Origin of the sequence: Providencia sp. PROV197 (assembly GCF_028479625.1) — a bacterium.
Lineage (GTDB): Bacteria > Pseudomonadota > Gammaproteobacteria > Enterobacterales > Enterobacteriaceae > Providencia > Providencia vermicola.
Genome location: NZ_JAMPNZ010000015.1, coordinates 89,825 through 109,906, shown reverse-complemented (window position 1 = coordinate 109,906; position 20,082 = coordinate 89,825). Strand labels below are relative to the sequence as shown.

The following is a 20,082-nucleotide window of genomic DNA, read 5'->3' as shown; positions in this document are numbered from 1 at the left end:
AAAGGAAGCTTTTTATGACTTACCTTTCTATTTTTTCAATAAAACACATCACGTCATTCATCAGTGGGAACAGCTGTTTTTCTATTCCAACAAATAGTGCACTTTTTTGCGTGAAATCAGGATGAGAAATTAGCATAGTCGCTAACACACTGTATTGCGGCATTTCAGTCAAATGTGTATTCCATGGACTGGATTTTAATTTTTGCCAATATACCTTTTGTATTGATGCATTTTGCCCCATCAACCATAATTCTAAACACAATTTACGGTGATTAAGCACAATACCAAAGCGCAGTTTTCGCTGTTTCAAAAATGTATTTACAATAGGAAAATATGAGTAATCTAGGTAACCTGGGGAGATATTTCCATATTCAAAACCACGTTCAGATTGATTTGCAAGATATTGCTTTGCTTGCATCATGGTTTTAATTAAATACTCATAGACAACGTTGAGTTCACTTTCTTGAATTTGTCGTTGATAATGATTGAGCCGCTGCTGCAAATTGTCCATTTAATTATCCTCCAGTCTGGTTTATCTAAAATCTTACCTGAACCCCACCTTTCCTACCTTAATTTGGAATTAAAAACAGACAGCATCATGCAGGGATAGTATCATTGGCGCCATTAGCTCCTTTTTATTATTTGAGATTTTATTGTGACTTCATTTGCTGATCTTAACGCGCTGAGCGCGGAACAACTGTCTAACCTACAAGAGTTAGGTTACCTCAGTATGACCCCGATCCAAGCGGCCGCCCTTCCTGCTATCCTGTCGGGGAAAGATGTTCGTGCGCAAGCCAAAACAGGCAGCGGTAAAACTGCTGCATTCGGTTTGGGGTTATTGCAACGTATTGATGCCAAATTATTTAAAACCCAATCATTGGTTTTGTGCCCTACTCGCGAACTCGCAGAACAAGTCGCCAACGAATTACGCCGCTTAGCCCGTGCAATTCCAAACATTAAAATTCTCACCTTGTGTGGCGGTGTACCTTTTAGCGTGCAGCGCGATTCCCTTGCTCATGCAGCCCATATAATTGTCGCGACGCCAGGCCGCTTACTTGATCACCTAAACCGCGAAACCGTTCAACTTGATGAATTGCAAACGTTAGTGCTGGATGAAGCGGACAGAATGCTAGATATGGGCTTTATGCCTGACATTGAAACCGTAATTAACTACGCACCAATAAGCCGACAAACTTTACTGTTTTCCGCTACTTGGCCAGATGAAATAGCACGCATTAGCCAACAAATTCAGCACGAGCCACAAACAATTGAAATCAATAGTGTTGATGAATTACCTGCGGTTGAGCAGCAATTTTATGAAGTCTCACGCCACGGTAAAATCGAATTATTACAAAAATTATTAAGCCGTGAACAACCCGCTTCTTGCGTCGTTTTTTGTAACACCAAAAAAGATTGCCAAGCGGTGTATGATGCACTAAATGACAGCAAGCAAAGCGTGTTAGTGCTACATGGCGACTTAGAACAACGTGACCGTGACCAAACCTTGGTGCGCTTTGCAAATGGGAGCAGCCGCGTGTTGGTTGCGACCGATGTCGCTTCCCGCGGACTCGATATTAAAGCCCTTGAAATGGTGATTAACTATGAATTATCGTGGGATCCTGAAGTTCATGTGCACCGTATCGGCCGTACTGCTCGTGCAGGTGAAAGCGGTTTAGCCATTAGCCTATGCGCCCCTGAAGAAGCACAACGCGCAAATGCCCTCGAAGAAATGCTGAATATGAAGCTAAACTGGCAACCCGAACCCGCAGGTCTTCGCATTACACCACTTGAAGCCACAATGGTGACGTTATGCCTTGATGGCGGCAAAAAAGCTAAAATGCGCCCTGGTGACATTTTAGGGGCTCTCACTGGAGAGGTCGGCCTTGACGGCGCAGACATTGGTAAAATTGCCATTCACCCAACCCACGCCTATGTGGCAGTAAAGCGCTCCGTGGCTCAGCAAGCGTGGAAACACCTGCAACAAGGTAAAATCAAAGGTAAATCCGTTAAAGCGCGACTCTTAAAATAGCCTTTCTGTTGTGATTTAGCGTCTAAGCTTATTAGGCGCTAAATTTTTCTTTTTATTTCTTATTTAACATCAAGTTTAAACCCATTAATTCACCAAATGATAGTTGACCCTTGAAATTAATCGTTATATAAATCAATTTACATCGAAATACTAGGTTATATAACAATGAAAAAATATCTTATTGGCCTTTTGGCTTTATCTTGCTCATTCGCCAGCTTAGCTGAGCGAGAATTTACCGATCAATTAGGTCGAAAAGTTGTCATTGACGACCAGATTGAACGTGTCGCCGTTCTCCAACACCAAACATTAAATTTACTGGTTCAGTTGGATGCCACCGATAAAATCGTTGGCGTCATGGGGAATTGGCGTGAACAACTTGGGCAAAATTATGAAAGACTTGCTCCTGAATTGGTCAAAGTTCCCAATGTCGGTGACCTCAAAAGTGTTAACCTTGAAAGTTTAGTGCAATTAAAACCTCAAGTGGTATTTGTAACAAACTATGCCCCGCAAGAAATGATCGATAAAATATCCCAAGTGGGCATTCCTGTTGTGGCAATTTCATTGCAAAAAGAAAATAGTGGCAAAGCAAAAAACAATGTCAATCCTGAACTTATCAACGAAGAACAGGCATACAACGAAGGCTTAAAAGAAGGCATTGCGCTGATTGGGGATATCGTCAATAAACCCGACAACGCAAAAGCACTGATTAAAGAAACTTTTGATAGCCGCGACGTTGTAGCTCAACACTTAAAAAATATTCCTGAAAATCAACGTATTCGAGCCTACATGGCGAACCCTGAGCTCACCACTTATGGCTCTGGAAAATACACGGGTTTAATGATGCAACATGCAGGGGCGATGAACGTTGCCGCATCAACCATCAAAGGATACAAACAAGTTTCCTTAGAACAAGTGATTAGCTGGAACCCTGAAGTCATTTTCATTCAAGACCGATACCCAAGCGTAGTGGATGAAATCAACAATGACCCGCGCTGGCAAGTTATTGATGCTGTTAAAAATAAACGCGTCTTTTTAATGCCTGAATATGCGAAAGCATGGGGTTATCCAATGCCTGAAGCTATGGCGTTAGGTGAATTATGGATGGCGAGCAAGCTCTACCCCCAAAAATTTGCTGATGTTGATGTGGATGCAAAAGTGAATAATTGGTATCAAAAATTCTATCGTACTCAATATCAAGGCAACCATTAATGCATATTATGGCAGCGGGCAGTCTACGTGGCGCATTGACTGCCATTTTAACGCATTTTCCGCAAGCGGATGAGCATGCAATCACCTGTGAGTTTGGCCCCGCAGGTCTATTACGGCGAAAAATTGAGGCAGGTACATATTGTGATCTGTTTCTTTCTGCGGATAAAGCACATCCCCTAGTATTAATGCAACAAAATATCGCGTATGCCACTTTGCCCTTTATTACTAACCGCCTAGGAATCACCACAACGAAACTGCTTGCCCAAAAGTACCCAAACTGGCTGCAATTGCTTAGTGCACCAGATATTATCATTGGCACATCTACGCCCCACGATGACCCTTGTGGGGATTATGTTATCCAACTCTACGATAAAATTCGCCTGAATCATCCTCACCTTGCTAATGAGATTCAAGCTCGTACTCGCCACTTAGTCGGTGGGAAAAACTCTCCCGTGATCCCTTCTGGTCAATTAGCTTCCCAATGGTTAATAGAATCTCATCAGGCAGACTTATTTATTGGCTATCATCACTATCAACAAAAAATTGCAAAACTGCCAAACCTCACCACGCTCCCAATTCCAAATCACGATAATATCCAAGCGATTTACACCATGGCATTGATAACAAAAAAATCAGAAATTTTCGCAAATTACCTATTACAGATTGAATCACAACAACTTTTTACTGAATATGGATTTACCTCTCTGCAATAAATCACCTAAGAGCACACATTTCAAATCAATAAATTAAAAATATTGAACAATATACGAAAACGTTTGCTTTTTATTTTGATGGCTATAAAATGCGTCGGATTTTTTTGGCCTGAGAAAAATAACTGGAGACAATCGTGCCTGAAGATAAAAATTATAGCCATGGGCCCGTGCCCATATCCGCGCGAAAAGGCGGACTAGCATTAACCTTTGTGATGCTAGGTTTAACGTTCTTTTCAGCCAGTATGTGGACCGGAGGCGCTCTCGGTACCGGTCTTAATTTTCATGATTTCTTCCTCGCAGTTCTTATTGGTAATCTTCTTCTTGGTATCTACACCGCATTTCTTGGTTTTATCGGTTCAAAAACTGGCTTAACAACTCACCTCCTCGCGCGTTACTCCTTCGGTATTAAAGGCTCATGGCTCCCTTCATTCTTACTTGGCGGCACGCAAGTCGGCTGGTTTGGTGTGGGTGTTGCGATGTTTGCTATCCCTGTTGGTAAAGCCACAGGCTGGGACATTAACTGGTTGATTGGTATTTCAGGCATTTTAATGACCATCACCGTATTTTTCGGTATTTCCGCATTAACCGTCCTTTCTATCGTCGCCGTTCCCGCGATTGCTATATTAGGGAGTTACTCTGTCTACCTCGCGATCACCGATATGGGGGGAATGAGCGCACTACAAGCCGTTGTCCCTGCAAAACCGATTGATTTTAATTTGGCACTTGCCATGGTGGTCGGCTCATTCGTCAGCGCAGGCACCTTAACCGCAGATTTTGTTCGCTTTGGTCGCAAACCGAAAGTCGCCGTTTTAGTCGCACTCGTGGCTTTCTTCCTTGGTAACTCATTAATGTTTATCTTTGGTGCAGCTGGGGCCGCGTCACTCGGAATGGCTGATATCTCAGATGTCATGATTGCCCAAGGTTTGTTATTACCCGCAATTATCGTTTTGGGTTTAAACATTTGGACAACCAATGACAATGCCCTTTACGCTTCAGGTTTAGGCTTCGCCAACATTACTGGGTTATCCAGTAAAGCCTTATCCATTGTGAATGGGTTAGTTGGTACTTTGTGTGCATTATGGCTGTATAACAATTTTGTCGGCTGGCTAACATTCTTATCTGCCGCCATTCCACCGATAGGTGGGATAATCATTGCTGACTACTTGATGTATCGCCATCGTTATGAAACATTCGATCGCAGTAAAATGCGTGATGTGAATGTCAGTGCATTAATCGCTGTTGCAGCGGGTGTCATTGCGGGGCATTGGTTACCTGGAATTGTGCCTGTTAATGCCGTCCTTGGGGGCGCTTTGTGTTACGCTGTACTTAATCCTTTATTAAACCGCCGCCGTGCCACGGATTCGGAGCTAACTCGTGCATAATCAAACTATTAAACATATCCATAATGTCCGCTTACCTGAGCGTAATGGCTTATGGCGCATCGATATCGATAACCAAAAAATCACTGCAATTACCCCGCAAGTGGATAGCGAGATCTTGCCAGAAAGCTTAAATGGTGAAGGTGGGTTAGTTTCGGCTCCTTTTGTTGAGCCGCACATTCATTTAGATACAACCCAAACGGCGGGACAACCTAGCTGGAACCAGTCTGGTACCTTATTCGAAGGGATTGAACGTTGGGCAGAACGCAAAGCGATGCTCACACACGATGATGTGAAAAACCGCGCATGGCAGACCTTGAAATGGCAAATTGCGAATGGAATTCAACATGTTCGTACTCATGTTGATGTGTCTGATCCTACGTTAACGGCACTGAAAGCGATGCTTGAAGTGAAGCAAGAAGTGGCGCCATGGATCGATTTGCAAATTGTCGCCTTTCCACAAGAGGGCATTATGTCTTACCCAAATGGTGAAGAACTCCTTGAAGAAGCTCTACGCCTTGGTGCTGATGTCGTTGGTGCAATTCCTCACTTTGAATTTACCCGTGAATACGGTGTGGAATCACTCCATAAAACCTTTGCTTTAGCTGAAAAGTATGACCGTTTGATTGATGTTCACTGTGATGAAATTGATGACGAGCAATCGCGCTTTGTGGAAACTGTTGCCGCGTTAGCACACGCGAAAGGCATGGGCTCCCGTGTGACTGCGAGCCACACTACAGCGATGCACTCCTATAACGGTGCTTATACATCCCGTTTGTTCCGCTTGTTAAAAATGTCGAAAATCAACTTTGTTGCCAATCCGTTAGTGAACATTCACTTACAAGGCCGATTTGATACCTACCCAAAACGCCGTGGGATCACGCGAGTAAAAGAGATGCTGGCTGCGGATATTAATGTGTGCTTTGGGCATGATGACGTTTTTGACCCGTGGTATCCACTTGGCACAGCCAATATGTTGCAAGTCCTGCATATGGGGTTACATGTTTGCCAATTAATGGGTTATCAGCAAATCAATGATGGATTGAAACTGATTAGTGAATACAGCGCACGTACCTTGAACTTACAAGACTACGGTGTCAGTGAAGGTAAACGCGCAAGTCTGTTAATTTTGCCTGCTGAAAATGGTTTCGATGCGGTGCGCCGTCAAGTGCCAGTGCGTTACTCTATTCGTGATGGACAAATCATTGCCAATACCCAACCTGCGGTAACCCAAATTCACCTCGAAGAAACTGAAACCGTTCGTTACGGATATTCACCACTCGTTTAATCATTGTTGATTAAACTGATTAATAGCGCTCAATAATTTATTGAGCGCTATTTTACCCACTAAGATTATCTGCAAACAAGAATAGCCATCTACACATCTGTAACTATTTAAACTTACTTATAAAAATAGTGTTCATCATTTTGTCACTCACTTAAGTCATACTAAAATATAATGGTATAAGGGCAATATCCCCTTAATTCACCTTGTTTTTTGGTGATAAGTGCCTTTTATGTTATTTAGTTGTAATTTTGATTGAAATTCACACTGAAGGTTTTATATTTTTTAGAGAGTTATCTGAAACTGGATTTGAGCTTTATTTATAGCAACAATAACGCTAATACACTGTCTGCCATACAGTGGTGGTCAATATTCCTGTTTTGCTGTACCGCGAATACGTCACAAATAAAGCTCTCTGAATCCCACTTTGCTAAAAATTGGAGATCAGATGAGTACTGAACATGCTGTTAATCAAAAAACCTCTGTCGACTCTTGGAAGCGCATTGTTAGTGAGTTATTAAGCGAAGCTGGCATTGAAATTAATGGCTCCCAACCTTTCGATATTCGTGTCCATAATGACCAATTTTATAAACATGTCTTACAACAAGGTTCCATTGCACTTGGTGAAAGTTATATGGCGGGTTGGTGGGATTGCGAACGTTTAGATATTTTTTTCCACCATGTACTCCGCCATGGTCTCGATAAAAAACTACCACATAATTTCAGCGATATACTGAAAATTGCGATTGCACGCATCCGTAATTTACAAACACCAAAACGCGCACGCATTGTAGGTGAAGAGCATTACGACCTTGGGAACGACCTATTCTCACGGGTGCTTGACCCTTATATGCAATATTCCTGTGGTTATTGGAAAGGTTTAGATAATACCCCCGAGAACTTGCCGATAGCACAAGAACAAAAATTAAAACTGATTTGCGAAAAACTGCAATTAAAACCAGGAATGCGTTTACTTGATATCGGTTGTGGTTGGGGAGGCCTTGCGGCTTTTGCTGCAAAGCATTTTTCAGTGTCGGTAACGGGTGTAACGATTTCGGCTGAGCAACAGAAATATGCACAAGCGCGATGTGCTGAACTTGATGTGCAAATTATGTTAGAAGATTATCGTAATCTTAATGCCCAATTTGACCGCATTGTTTCCGTTGGCATGTTTGAACATGTCGGCCCCAAAAATTATGCAACGTATTTTGATGTGGTGAAACGAAATTTAAAACCAGATGGGCTATTTTTATTGCACACGATTGGTTCCAATCGAAATAAGGTAAATGTTGACGCATGGATCAATAAATATATATTTCCAAATGGTTGTCTGCCTTCACTGCAAAATATTGGCGAAAGTAGCGAAAACAAATTAGTGATGGAAGATTGGCATAACTTTGGTGCTGACTATGATAAAACGCTTATGGCGTGGTATTCACGTTTCCAATCAGCTTGGCCTGAGCTAGAGCATAATTATACACCGCGCTTTAAACGGATGTTTTCTTATTACTTGAATGCCTGTGCTGGCGCTTTTCGAGCCCGTGATATCCAGTTATGGCAAATTTTATGGAGCCCGCAAGGGGTCGAAGGTGGCTTAAGAGTTGCAAGGTAAACAATGATGCCGTAAAAAGGCGATTAAATCGCCTTTTTCACAACATTTGAAACTTGAATCAAGTCGATTGGTTTTCCAACCATTTCTCAATCACTTGTAACCCATCTTCTATTTCTTTTCTTAATTCAGTGGATTGTAAAGGTTCTTTTTCTAAAAGAACACACGTCGCCATCGCCATTTGTAGGCCTAAACTGGCGCAGCTGCTTTTTAATTGATGAGCCAACTTTTTTATACGTTCAGTATCATTATGTTGATAAGCAGCCTCAATATCAGCCAATAAGGGGAAAGAATGCTGTTTAAAAATAGCTACCCAGTCCTTGATTTTTGGGTAACCCATTAATTGTGCATCATTTTCCAATTGCACTAAATTAACTGACTGTATATTCTCAGGAATAATAGATGGAATTGAAATACATTCCCCACCCGAAATATATTTAGTAATTAATTGATTTAGTGTATCCCTCGGAACAGGCTTTTGAATGATCCCACGGAAAATTTTATGAGTACGTTGTCGCAACGTTTCATCAATCACATGGGCACTAAAACCAATCAGGAGAAGCAACGGATATTGCTCTGATAACTGCTTCGCTAATGTAATCCCATCAATATCTGGCAAGCCAAAATCGACTAGTGCAGCAGTAAAGGAAGGTTGTTGCGAGAGTATTGCCAGCGCTTCTGCCGCTGACCCCGCGACTGTCACTTTCGCCCCACTTGAAATTAGCATTTCACTGCTAATTTTTTGTGTCAACGGGTTATCTTCAATCAGCAATAAACTCACACCATGCATGTTAACAGGTAAATCAGAAGAATTATCAATGGGCTTTAACGCAGGGCAAAGGGGTAATGTTAAACGAAAACAGCTTCCAACACCCAACTCACTATTCACAGTAAGCTCTCCCCCCATGGCCTCAGCCAAGCTTGCACTGATGGTCAACCCAAGACCTGTTCCGCCTCGTTGGCTATCCACTTGCACAAACGGTTTGAAAATATCAGCTAGGCGCGAGCCTTCAATGCCACACCCAGTATCTTCTACCTCAATAAACCAGTATTTACCAAAACGACAACTGCGTAAGGTAATTTGCCCTGCCTGTGTAAAGCGCAGTGCATTGCTCAACAAATTAGTAATAATCTGTCTAATACGTAATGGGTCGCCCTGTAGTGCCACAGGCAAGTCATCCGCAATATCTGCCACCATTGTGATAGCGCGGTTTTTATTGCTCGCATTCATTAAATATAATGTGCTTTCTAGTAGCGGTTTTGGTAGAAAAGGTTCATCGCTGATAGAAACATTCTGCCCGCCTGCTTCAATGGCGGAGTAATCTAAAATATCATTTAAAATAGCCAGTAAAGACTCACCTGAATCTGTGATGGCGTGCAAATCTTCACGATATTGCTTAAGCGGTGGCTTTTCTAATAACAACTGCGCTGTGCCTAAAATACCATATAGCGGTGTGCGAATTTCATGACTCATGGCAGCCAAAAAGGCAGATTTTGCGTGGTTGGCCTTTTCCGCTTCGGCGCGTGCTTTTCGGTGCTCTACCACCAATACCCGTAATTCCGCAGTCCGTGCTTTGACTTGATCGGCGAGCTGTTCACGCTGACTATTCAGCGCATGAACACTTGAGCGAAACGCATCCATCAAACGACCGATGGTGTCTAATTCTTTCACCCCCGCTGTTTCAGGAAATGCGGAATCAATATCCCCCTCAAGTAACCGCTGGAGAGCTTGTGTTTGCTGCGCGAGTGGTTTAGTCACTAGCCGATAAACCACACGCCATAAAATCAAAATAAATGAAAAAAGTGACACAACACTGAGTAACAACAACCAGTTTTGCCCCCGTTCACTGGCTTGCTTGAGTTCGACAAGTGCTGTTTGATTACGTTGTTCAATCGTATCAACCAGTTGGGTAACTTCACTGCTAAAGCGTGCAAATTGGTCAATATTATTTTGCGATAAAATCTGTAAACGCGTGGTGATATCGTTTTCTTGGCGATATAGCGAAATCAACTCCACATAACGGCTAACGATGTCTAATGCATTTCCTACTTGGTGACGAACTGCAGGATCTTCAATGTATTTTTGCCGACGTTGGAGGATTTTCACTGCTTGGTTGAGTTGGTTATCTAACTCCACTGTATTTGGGGTTAATGGCAATGTACTTAAATTTAACACCATCTGTTGAACACGCATCGCACTGAGCCGTAATTCATTCATTTGACTGACATATTCAAGGTCAATATCAATTAAGCGATCAAGTGCCGCCTGCGCTGATGAAGTTCGTTTTTCTTCAATTAAATCATATAAACTAACTTGCGTTGCTCCTGCAGAGGTTGTGGCATTATTTGCCTGCCCATGAGCTAACTGCGCAATTTCCCCTGCCGCTGAAATAATTCGTTGGCGTAGTTGTCTCTGTGTATTACGCAACGTCAGCCGTTGGCCAACAAGCTCCCCCTGTTGGCTTAACGACTTGGCGATCTCTTTTTCTTGCTGTTCAATTGCTGATGTATCAAACCCTTGTTCACGAAGGGTTTTCAATAAGTTCGTAATTTTTAAGCTTTGTGCTGTTAGCATTCGGCCTTGGGCAAGCCAGCTGTTTTCATTATCTGCATTAGTCAAATTTTGTGCTGAAAAAAGCTCCCATGCGCTGGCTTCACTTAATTGGCGCGCCATATTCATGGTTGGAATTAGGGCTTGGGTGTTATCTTGCTCAACCTGACTAACAAAACGGAGGTTATACCAGCCCACTAGGGTACTGATGAACGTCAATGCGGCCATTAAGGCAAAGCCCATCCACAATCGTCGAGTTAGTGATAAATTCACAGTTTACGTACCTAGCGGTTAATAAAGGTTGAGTTCATATTACAAAAGCATTTAGGATAAAGGTTTATGACCAGTGAGGCTATCATGCGCGCATTTATTTTACTGTTCGTCACGTTTTACGCGGCACTCGGTTATGCTGCGGATAAAAACGAGTCGCTATTGCGTTGGCAAGATAATTTGTCTTTCAGTCATCAAAAACACCAAACGCCCCAAACCGACAAAGTTTGGAAGTTATGTGCCCTTTACCCAAGTTTAAAAGATTCTTATTGGTTATCCATCAATTATGGTATGCAAAAAGCAGCCCAGACTTACGGTGTCGATTTAAAAGTTTTGGAAGCGGGCGGTTATAATCAGCTAGCGACTCAGCAAAAACAAATTTCCCAATGCCAACAATGGGGAGCCGACGCGTTGTTGCTAGGCAGTAGCACCACATCATTTCCTAACTTAAGCCAACAAGTAGGTCATTTACCTGTTATTGAAGTGATAAATGCCACTCACAATAACATCATTAAAACTCGCGTGGGTGTACCTTGGTTCCAAATGGGCTATCAACCTGGTCGTTACCTTGTTCAATGGAGCAAAGGCAACCCATTAAAAGTATTACTGATGCCAGGCCCTCGTGATGCAGGTGGCAGTCAAGAAATGGAAGACGGTTTCCAACAAGCTATAGCTAAAAGCAATGTAACTATTCTTGATATTGCCCATGGTGATAACGACCTTGAAATTCAACGTAATTTGTTACATGAAATGCTAGAGCGTCACCCTGATGCCGATGTGGTGGTCGGTACGGCCATTGCCGCAGAGGCTGCGATGGGTGAAAAACGAAACCTTGCAAAACCACTCAATATTGTTTCTTTTTACTTGTCCCACCAAGTCTATCGTGGCTTAAAACGCGGCCGAATTATCATGGCAGCCAGCGACCAAATGGTTTGGCAAGGGGAACTCGTCATTGAACAAGCAATTAATGTGCTCGAAGGCCATGCCGTACCAGATAATATTAGCCCACCCATTTTAGTATTAACCCAGAAAAATGCCGATAGTGAGCACTTACGTTGTTCACTTTCTCCTGGGGGATTTCGCCCTGTTTATCAATATACATCAGCCGCTAAAAAATAACCTTCACCATGCTGAGTAACCAATAAATCCGCCTTTAATTTATGACGCAAACGGCGGATTAGCACATCGACAGTACGCAAATCTGGGTTATCAACGCGGCGTGCTGATAACATACGTAATAACCGCTCACGACTTAGAATTTCCCTTGGATTCGTCACAAAAGCCACTAACATTTCATATTCAGCACGCGTTAATTTTATGGTTTCTTGGTTAAACTCTAACGTGTGCATAGACACATTGAGGCAATAACCTGCAAATTGGTAGCAATTTTCTTGGGAAATAGGTTGCGAGTGCGCTTGGTTTGCTAAGTCAATGCGCCATAAAAGATTTTTCACACGCACGACTAACTCCCGCAATTCCAGCGGCTTCGTCACATAGTCATCCGCTCCCATCTCTAAACCAACAATACGGTCAATTTGGTCGCAGCGCCCTGTCACTAAAATAATCCCTACCGTAAATCGCTCTCGCAGTGCCCTTGTGAGCATCAATCCGTTCTCATCAGGTAAATTAATATCTAATAAAATCAGGTCGACAGGCTGAAGCTCCATAATTTCACGCAGACCCGCACCACTCCCCGTGACCGAAACACGATACCCTTCTTGCTCAAAATAGGCTTGCAACCGTGCCTGAGTCACGGGTTCGTCTTCAACAACCACAATATGATGTGATGCCATCAATTTCTTCTCTTCTGTTCATATCTGTTCATATTTATTCACATCTTGCCGCATGCTGTTCATCCTGACCAGTACCGCTATTCATATTTGCTGAATAAGATCCTCTATATTAAACCATATTATTTTAGGGGATATTATGCGGAAACTCTGGAGAGCGTTATTAAGGCCAAGTGCGCGCTGGTCAATGCTCACACTACTTATCGTCGGTATTGTTGTCGGCGTTGCACTCATCGTTGTTCCTCATGTGGGAATGAAAGTCACCAGTACAACGGAATTCTGCGTTAGCTGTCACAGCATGGAAACCGTTTATGAAGAATATAAACAATCTGTTCATTTCCAAAATGCTTCTGGTGTTCGTGCAGAGTGCCACGATTGTCATATACCAAATGACCTCCCTGGCATGATTAAACGTAAACTCGAAGCGAGCAATGATATTTATCAAACATTTATCGCACATTCGATCGATACCCCAGAAAAATTTGAAGCGAAACGTGCAGAACTTGCAGAACGCGAGTGGGCTCGCATGAAAGAAAATAATTCCGCGACATGCCGTTCCTGCCATGACTACGATTCAATGGATCACGCTAAGCAAAACCCAGAAGCGGCACGCCAAATGCAAATTGCAGCGAAAGATAACCAATCTTGCATCGATTGTCACAAAGGGATTGCCCACCAATTACCCGATATGAGCAGCGGTTTTCGTAAACAGTTCGATGAATTACGTTCCAAAGCAAATGACGATGGCAATACATTATATTCCCTTGATATCAAACCGCTTTATGCTCAAAAAGGCGATAAAGACCCAGCAGGCTCACTGTTACCAGCATCTGAAGTGAAAGTGTTAAAACGCGATGGTGATTGGCTACAAGTCGAAATTACGGGTTGGACAGAAACCGATGGCCGCCGCCGTGTACTTTCTGAGTTACCAGGCAAACGTATTTTCGTTGCGTCCATTCGTGGTGATGTTCAAGAAAATGTAAAAACCCTCGAAAGCACGACCGTTGAAGCCACTGATACCTCGTGGAGCAAATTGCAAGCCACTGCGTGGATGCAGCAAGGGGATATGGTCAACGATATCAAACCAATTTGGGCTTATGCAGACTCCCTGTACAACGGTTCATGCAACCAGTGCCACGGTGCACCTGACATCGCCCACTTCGACGCCAACGGCTGGATAGGCACCCTAAATGGCATGATTGGCTTTACCAGTTTAGATAAGCGCGAAGAACGTACCTTATTGAAATACCTGCAAATGAATGCATCTGATACAGGTGGTGCTGCACATGGTGACAACGGAGAAAAATAATGAAAAATAATCCGACATTTCAAGCTTCTCGTCGACGCTTTCTTGCCCAACTAGGCGGGCTAACGGTGGCAGGGATGCTAGGTCCTTCATTACTAACCCCACGAAAAGCCAGTGCAGCAACGGCAGCAGAACAAACCGCTGTTGTACAAGAAGGCATTTTAACGGGATCGCACTGGGGTGCGATTCGCGCCACCGTTGTTGATGGTCGATTTATCGAAGCGAAAGCATTTGAGCGCGATAAATTTCCATCCAAAATGATCGCTGGTTTACCTGACCACGTACATGGCACTGCACGCATTCGCTACCCAATGGTGCGGGTTGATTGGCTACGCAAGCGCCATTTAAGTGATACCACCCAACGGGGCGATAACCGATTTGTGCGTGTTTCGTGGGATGAAGCCCTAGATTTATTCTATCAAGAGCTTGAACGCATTCAGACAACTTATGGTCCAAGCGGGTTATTAACCGCAAGTGGCTGGCAATCAACGGGGATGTTCCATAATGCTTCTGGGATGCTTGCCCGCGCTATCGCCCTGCACGGTAACAGCGTCAGCACGGGTGGCGACTACTCCACGGGAGCTGCGCAGGTTATTTTACCTCGCGTAGTGGGTTCGATGGAGGTCTATGAGCAACAAACTTCTTGGCCACTGGTATTAGAAAACAGTAAAACCATCGTGTTATGGGGCTCTGATCTCATTAAAAACCAACAAGCTAACTGGTGGTGCCCAGACCACGACGTATACGCTTATTACGAGCAGCTAAAAGAAAAAGTAGCAAGTGGTGAGATAAAAGTAATTAGTGTCGACCCAATCATTACCTCTACTCATGATTATCTTGGACGCGACAATGTTCAACACATCGCCATCAATCCACAAGCCGATGTACCTTTACAACTCGCTTTAGCCCACACGCTATACACGGAAAATTTACACGATAAAAACTTCCTTAAAGATTACTGTGTTGGTTTTGAGCAATTCTTACCCTATTTACTGGGGGAAAAAGATGGGCAAGCCAAAGATGCAGAATGGGCAGCTAAAATTTGTGGTATTGATACTGAAACAATCCGCACACTTGCACGCCAAATGGCGGCAAACCGCACGCAAATTATTGCGGGTTGGTGTGTGCAGCGCATGCAGCATGGCGAACAATGGTCGTGGATGATTGTTGTGCTCGCCGCGATGTTAGGCCAAATTGGTTTACCTGGAGGTGGGTTTGGTTTCGGCTGGCACTATAACGGTGCAGGCACACCAAGCCGCCAAGGAATTATTTTAAGTGGCTTTTCTGGCTCAACCAATGTACCACCTATCCACGATAGCAACGATTACAAGGGCTATAGTAGCACTATTCCTATCGCGCGTTTTATCGATGCGATTCTAGAGCCGGGTAAAACCATTAATTGGAACGGTAAATCCGTCAAACTACCGCCATTAAAAATGTGCGTGTTTGCGGGTACTAACCCGTTCCATCGCCACCAGCAAATTAACCGTATTATTGAGGGGTGGCGTAAGCTTGAAACGGTGGTTTCGATTGATAACCAATGGACATCTACCTGCCGTTTTGCCGATATTGTCTTGCCTGCCACAACGCAATTTGAACGTAATGACCTCGACCAATACGGTAACCACTCTAATCGCGGCATTATTGCGATGAAACAGTTAGTTGAGCCGCAATTTGAATCGCGTAACGATTTTGATATTTTCCGTGACTTATGCCGCCGTTTTGGGCGTGAAGACGCATTCACCGAAGGCTTAGACCAAATGGGCTGGCTCAAACGGATTTGGCAAGAAGGCAGCCAGCAAGGAAAAGGCCGCGGTATTCATTTACCCACATTTGATGCATTCTGGGAAAAAGACGGATATGTGGAATTTGAACATCCACAAATGTTTGTTCGCCATCAAGCCTTTAGGGAAGATCCAGATTTAGAACCATTGGGCACACCAAGCGGCTTGATAGAGATTTACTCGAAAACCATCGCAGACATGCAGTACGATGACTGCCAAGGCCACCCAATGTGGTTTGAAAAAGTTGAGCGCTCCCACGGTGGCCCAGGCTCTAAACAATGGCCTTTGCATTTACAGTCTGCTCACCCTGATTTTCGCTTACACTCACAATTATGTGAGTCCCCAGCATTACGTCAATATTATTCTGTCAGTGGCAAAGAGCCCGTATTTATCAGCCCTCAAGATGCCAAAGCTCGTGGAATTCATAACGGTGATGTGGTTCGGGTCTTTAATGACCGCGGGCAAGTTTTGGCTGGTGCTGTGGTTTCTGACTTGTATGCGCAAGGTGTTGCCCGTATTCACGAAGGTGCCTGGTATGATCCTACCAAAGGCGGTGAAATCAATGCACTTTGTAAATATGGCAACCCTAACGTATTAACGTTAGATATTGGTACATCACAACTCGCCCAGGCCACCAGCGCACATACCACCTTAGTGGAGATCGAGAAATTCACAGGGCAATTAGATAGCGTTAGTGCATTTGATGGGCCAATTGAAATGGTAGCACAATGTGAATATGTGCCTGCATCACAGGTGAACAAATGACCAAGAACAGCGTGTTAACCGGGGAACAGATAGCCTGTATTTATGCATGGCTAGCACAACTATTCTCACGTGAATTAGATAGCGCCCAATTGGCACAGCTTCAGTCCACCGATAGGGTGGACTGGTTTACCATTATCGAGCAAGAACCGAGATTAATTGCACCAACGCATGAATTACAGATAAAAATCGATGCCCTTACGCATCGACCTGACGCCCAATTAGAACTGGCTGCGGATTTTTGTAGCCTATTTTTAATGTCAGATAAACAATCTGCCTTACCTTATGCCTCGGTTTACCCAAGTAATGCGCCAAATAACGTACAAATTGCGAGTTTGTTATTCGAAGCAGGAATGGAAACCAGTGATGTATTTAATGAACCGTCAGACCATCTTTCCATCTTTTTGGAATTACTCAGTCACCTGCATTTTTCACTCAGTGAACCCCATATCGATCACGAAAAAATCAGGCAATTACGCCAACAAACCTTATCGTGCTTATTACAGTGGTTACCTACATTTAGTCACAATTGCCAACGTTATGATGAATTCGGTTTTTATGGTGCCTTGAGTCAATTATTACTCACATTAGTTCAGTTAGACGAACAAAATCAATAACGTTGTGACTCATAACTATTGGGTTGCGTGTGTTTACACGCGACCCAATTTAAAACAACCTAAATCCGAGCTTGAATTAAACTTGATTCGATTAAGTTTTCAAAGCGTGTTTGCTGACCCGTTGGTAAAACATGGCATAGCGTTTCTTTCCGCTTTTGTTGATCAAATAGTGATTCAATCAGCCAACCGACAAGGTATTGGGCGTGAATTGATGTCTATGACAAATACGATCATCGGCAATTGCTACCAACTTGGCTTGCTGTCGGCCTCTGACGAAGGGTTCCATCTGTATCAATCCCTTGGTTGGAAAGTGTGGAAAGGTACCTTGTTTGAATTATGCCAAGGCGCCTACATCCGCTCTGAAGGCGAAGAAGGCGGCGTGATGGGCTGGTCTAGAGATAATTCTGTTGAGTTTACTGAATCCCTGTACTGCGACTTTCGCGGTGGCGATCAATGGTAACAGGCTGATAACGATAATCTAGCCTTATTTACTGATAGTCAGGTTTGGCTGAATAAGGCTATAGATTTGATTTTTCAATTCTGTTTGACTCGCAAGTTGGTAAACCTGCGCAGCAACATCTGCACGCATCACTAATCCATGCGCTTCAACAGTTTGCTGCAAAATGGACTTTCCTGTCGCATCCCCATGAAGTAACCCGCCTGGTCGCACAATCGCAAAATCAAGGGAACTGGTTTGTAACCATGATTCAGCCAGTGATTTTTCCCTTACGGCGTGTCCGAAAGCAGCTCTTGCCCGTAAAGAAAGATATTGCCATGAATCCCCGCATCCCAAAGATGTCACCAATACCATACGGGAGATCCCTTCTTGTTCCGCACAGTCAATCACTGTACGGTTCGCTAAATAATCTTGTGAGCCTCCCATGGTGGAAATCACCGTTGCATTGGTACCCGCCGCTTGGCATGCTGCGGTCACGATGGCCTTATCGCAAGCATCCCCCACAAATACGTTCACACCCTGTAATGACAACTTTTCCGCAGCTTCAGTATTGCGTACCACTGCCACCACTTGCTGCTGATTTGTAATCGCCAGTTGGGCTATCATGTTCCCAACCCCTTTCCCACCTGCCCCAAAAAGTAGCCACTGCGCCATACATTCACCTCTGTTATTCACTGAAATTACCCACCACGCTACCAAACTAATTGAGATATAAATACCATTCATTTTGAAAATACCATCAACCAAGCTCACGTTTATTCCCTTTTTCTATCCAATAATATCCTCAAAATACGCTCGGGGCTTAAGTTCGCGATGATAATGGCAATGCTGTTATCAATGATGGTGGGGGAACGATGATGAAGTTTGTGATGAAACTGGCGCAAGGAAGCACAGTCAGTTAGGGCTTTTAATACTTAAGCGCTTTTAGCCCTTGATGATCACAGGGCTGAGAGTTGATGACTTATCGTTGAGTTTATTGAGCAAGTAATTCCAATAATGTTTGTTCCAAAACAGGCAAAGCAGCGCCATAAATGCGAGAGTTGCGGTTAATTTGGCTCATTGAAAGCTCTGGAAGAGTTTGTCCAAAAAATGCATTTTGCTGCTGAAAGTTTTCACAAAAAGTCGCCCAAACTTGTGGATTTTTCACAAATGGGCCTGAAACAATGAGGCGTGAAGGAAAAAACACCCGACATATATTTGATGCTGCATTCACCATATGAATAATTGCTTGCTGCATGACGGGGTTACTGGCTAAATCACAGCTTGCTAATATTTCAGCGATATTTTCCTCGTCATCATGTGCCTTGAATTTATTTCCAAGTACATCAGGCCCGATGGACCATAACGCGGCCACCGTTTCTAAACATCCCACTTGCCCACATTGGCAAGGTTTTATTTGCTGGGGAATATGCCAATGGCCTATCTCGCCAAACCCGTGCCCACCTACGTTAATCTGGTTATCTGCTGTACTAAATGCAACACCAACGCCATATCCCCAATGAAGTAATAAAGTACTTCTATTGCGTTCAAGAACATGAAGCATCAGTTCATCATCCAGCGTACGCGACAAAACGACTCGATAATTCTCTGGAAACAATTTTTTGATATTCAGGTTATTCATTCGAGGCCATCGGGAAGCATGTATCCAATGGTAAGTTTGGCTATCGAAAATTCCCCCTAGAGAAAACACGCACCCAGCCACTTCGGCTGATTTCGGGATCTTTACCATAATTTTTTTATGGAGCTGGCTAAACTTATCGGCCAATGCCTGATTATCGCAATCTGGGGATGCCTCGAGTTGCTCATGAGCAATAACATTTGACACTAAATTGATAGCAAAAACGTGCAACGACAAGCTAATCACTTGAAAAACTAATGTAATTAACCGGTTAGGGTTAACAACTAAAACCATTGATGGCCTTCCCCGACCTGAATTTTGGCTAATGGTCTCAGTTAATAAGCGGCTATCAAGAAGTTGTGCAACATATTCAGACACTGTTGTCGAGCGAATATTCAACAACTTCACGGCTTCGCGGCGAGTTGTGATTTGCCCATTTAAAATAGCAAAAAATATACGCTCTTTATCGTGGGTTATGGGTTGCGTTATCGGTAGGTGAGAAAGAAAACCTGTCGTTTGTTTAAGTATCATAATAGTGAGATATAAAGCTGTTTAATCAATAGCTTACCCTAAAAACAATTGTCTTAAACGACTGGGAAAATACGCTATTTATCGGCAGCCTAGCCCTTATATGTGCGGAAAAATGGTGAATCACTATCGACAAAGTATGCCTTAAGGAATAGCAGTCAATCAATCCCTATCC

General features: G+C 43.4%; 15 protein-coding genes and 1 pseudogene. 11 read left to right on the top strand and 5 right to left on the bottom strand.

The window, feature by feature from the left end:
• Nucleotides 1-19: 19 nt before the first annotated feature.
• The gene (locus tag PR808_RS08095; protein WP_206082800.1) at nucleotides 20-511 is read right to left on the bottom strand and encodes a DUF7000 family protein; all 492 of its coding nucleotides are present in this window, start codon (nucleotides 509-511) and stop codon (nucleotides 20-22) included.
• Nucleotides 512-655: 144 nt separating this feature from the next.
• On the opposite strand from PR808_RS08095, the gene dbpA reads away from it, so the two are divergent.
• From dbpA to cfa, 6 genes are all read left to right on the top strand, one after another.
• Nucleotides 656-2,029 carry an ATP-dependent RNA helicase DbpA gene (dbpA, locus tag PR808_RS08090; RefSeq protein ID WP_272539074.1) on the top strand — a complete coding sequence of 458 codons (1,374 nt, stop codon included), beginning with the start codon at nucleotides 656-658 and terminating at the stop codon, nucleotides 2,027-2,029.
• A 165-nt stretch (nucleotides 2,030-2,194) separates the two neighbouring features.
• Nucleotides 2,195-3,238, top strand: a complete 1,044-nt coding sequence (locus PR808_RS08085; protein ID WP_272539073.1) for an ABC transporter substrate-binding protein — start codon at nucleotides 2,195-2,197, stop codon at nucleotides 3,236-3,238.
• A complete protein-coding gene (locus PR808_RS08080) occupies nucleotides 3,238-3,951 on the top strand; it encodes a substrate-binding domain-containing protein (RefSeq protein WP_272539072.1) in 714 nt (237 codons plus the stop codon). Before PR808_RS08085 ends, PR808_RS08080 begins: the two co-directional genes overlap by 1 nt.
• Before the next feature lie 134 nt (nucleotides 3,952-4,085).
• The gene (gene codB, locus PR808_RS08075; protein WP_272539071.1) at nucleotides 4,086-5,333 is read left to right on the top strand and encodes a cytosine permease; all 1,248 of its coding nucleotides are present in this window, start codon (nucleotides 4,086-4,088) and stop codon (nucleotides 5,331-5,333) included.
• The gene (locus tag PR808_RS08070) at nucleotides 5,326-6,618 is read left to right on the top strand and encodes a cytosine deaminase (protein ID WP_272539070.1); all 1,293 of its coding nucleotides are present in this window, start codon (nucleotides 5,326-5,328) and stop codon (nucleotides 6,616-6,618) included. The genes codB and PR808_RS08070 overlap by 8 nt, the downstream gene beginning before the upstream one ends.
• A 445-nt stretch (nucleotides 6,619-7,063) precedes the next feature.
• The gene (cfa, locus tag PR808_RS08065) at nucleotides 7,064-8,227 is read left to right on the top strand and encodes a cyclopropane fatty acyl phospholipid synthase (RefSeq protein ID WP_272539069.1); all 1,164 of its coding nucleotides are present in this window, start codon (nucleotides 7,064-7,066) and stop codon (nucleotides 8,225-8,227) included.
• A 58-nt stretch (nucleotides 8,228-8,285) separates the two neighbouring features.
• On the opposite strand, the gene torS is transcribed toward cfa, so the two are convergent.
• Complete coding sequence (gene torS / locus PR808_RS08060) at nucleotides 8,286-11,048, bottom strand: TMAO reductase system sensor histidine kinase/response regulator TorS (protein ID WP_206082807.1); 2,763 nt, start codon at nucleotides 11,046-11,048, stop codon at nucleotides 8,286-8,288.
• 84 nt (nucleotides 11,049-11,132) lie between these two features.
• On the opposite strand from torS, the gene torT reads away from it, so the two are divergent.
• On the top strand, nucleotides 11,133-12,164 hold the full coding sequence (torT, locus tag PR808_RS08055) for a TMAO reductase system periplasmic protein TorT (RefSeq protein ID WP_206083029.1): 1,032 nt from the start codon (nucleotides 11,133-11,135) through the stop codon (nucleotides 12,162-12,164).
• Here torT and torR read toward each other — a convergent pair.
• Entirely contained in the window at nucleotides 12,137-12,838 is a 702-nt protein-coding gene (gene torR / locus PR808_RS08050; RefSeq protein WP_272539068.1) for a two-component system response regulator TorR, read from the bottom strand. The genes torT and torR overlap by 28 nt on opposite strands.
• A gap of 136 nt (nucleotides 12,839-12,974) precedes the next feature.
• Between torR and torC the strand changes: the two genes are divergently transcribed.
• From torC to PR808_RS08030, 4 genes and pseudogenes are all read left to right on the top strand, one after another.
• Complete coding sequence (gene torC, locus PR808_RS08045) at nucleotides 12,975-14,144, top strand: pentaheme c-type cytochrome TorC (RefSeq protein WP_206082809.1); 1,170 nt, start codon at nucleotides 12,975-12,977, stop codon at nucleotides 14,142-14,144.
• Entirely contained in the window at nucleotides 14,144-16,690 is a 2,547-nt protein-coding gene (torA, locus tag PR808_RS08040; protein WP_272539067.1) for a trimethylamine-N-oxide reductase TorA, read from the top strand. The genes torC and torA overlap by 1 nt, the downstream gene beginning before the upstream one ends.
• Nucleotides 16,687-17,304: a molecular chaperone TorD gene (gene torD / locus PR808_RS08035; RefSeq protein ID WP_206082811.1), complete on the top strand. Its 618-nt coding sequence runs from the start codon at nucleotides 16,687-16,689 to the stop codon at nucleotides 17,302-17,304. Before torA ends, torD begins: the two co-directional genes overlap by 4 nt.
• A 166-nt stretch (nucleotides 17,305-17,470) precedes the next feature.
• Nucleotides 17,471-17,764 (top strand): annotated as a pseudogene (locus tag PR808_RS08030) (GNAT family N-acetyltransferase); the annotation flags it as partial.
• A gap of 24 nt (nucleotides 17,765-17,788) precedes the next feature.
• Here the strand turns inward: PR808_RS08030 and PR808_RS08025 are convergent.
• Both PR808_RS08025 and PR808_RS08020 read right to left on the bottom strand, forming a co-directional pair.
• A complete protein-coding gene (locus PR808_RS08025; protein WP_206083031.1) occupies nucleotides 17,789-18,415 on the bottom strand; it encodes an SDR family oxidoreductase in 627 nt (208 codons plus the stop codon).
• Nucleotides 18,416-18,734: 319 nt separating this feature from the next.
• On the bottom strand, nucleotides 18,735-19,910 hold the full coding sequence (locus PR808_RS08020; RefSeq protein WP_272539066.1) for an ROK family protein: 1,176 nt from the start codon (nucleotides 19,908-19,910) through the stop codon (nucleotides 18,735-18,737).
• Nucleotides 19,911-20,082: the final 172 nt, after the last annotated feature.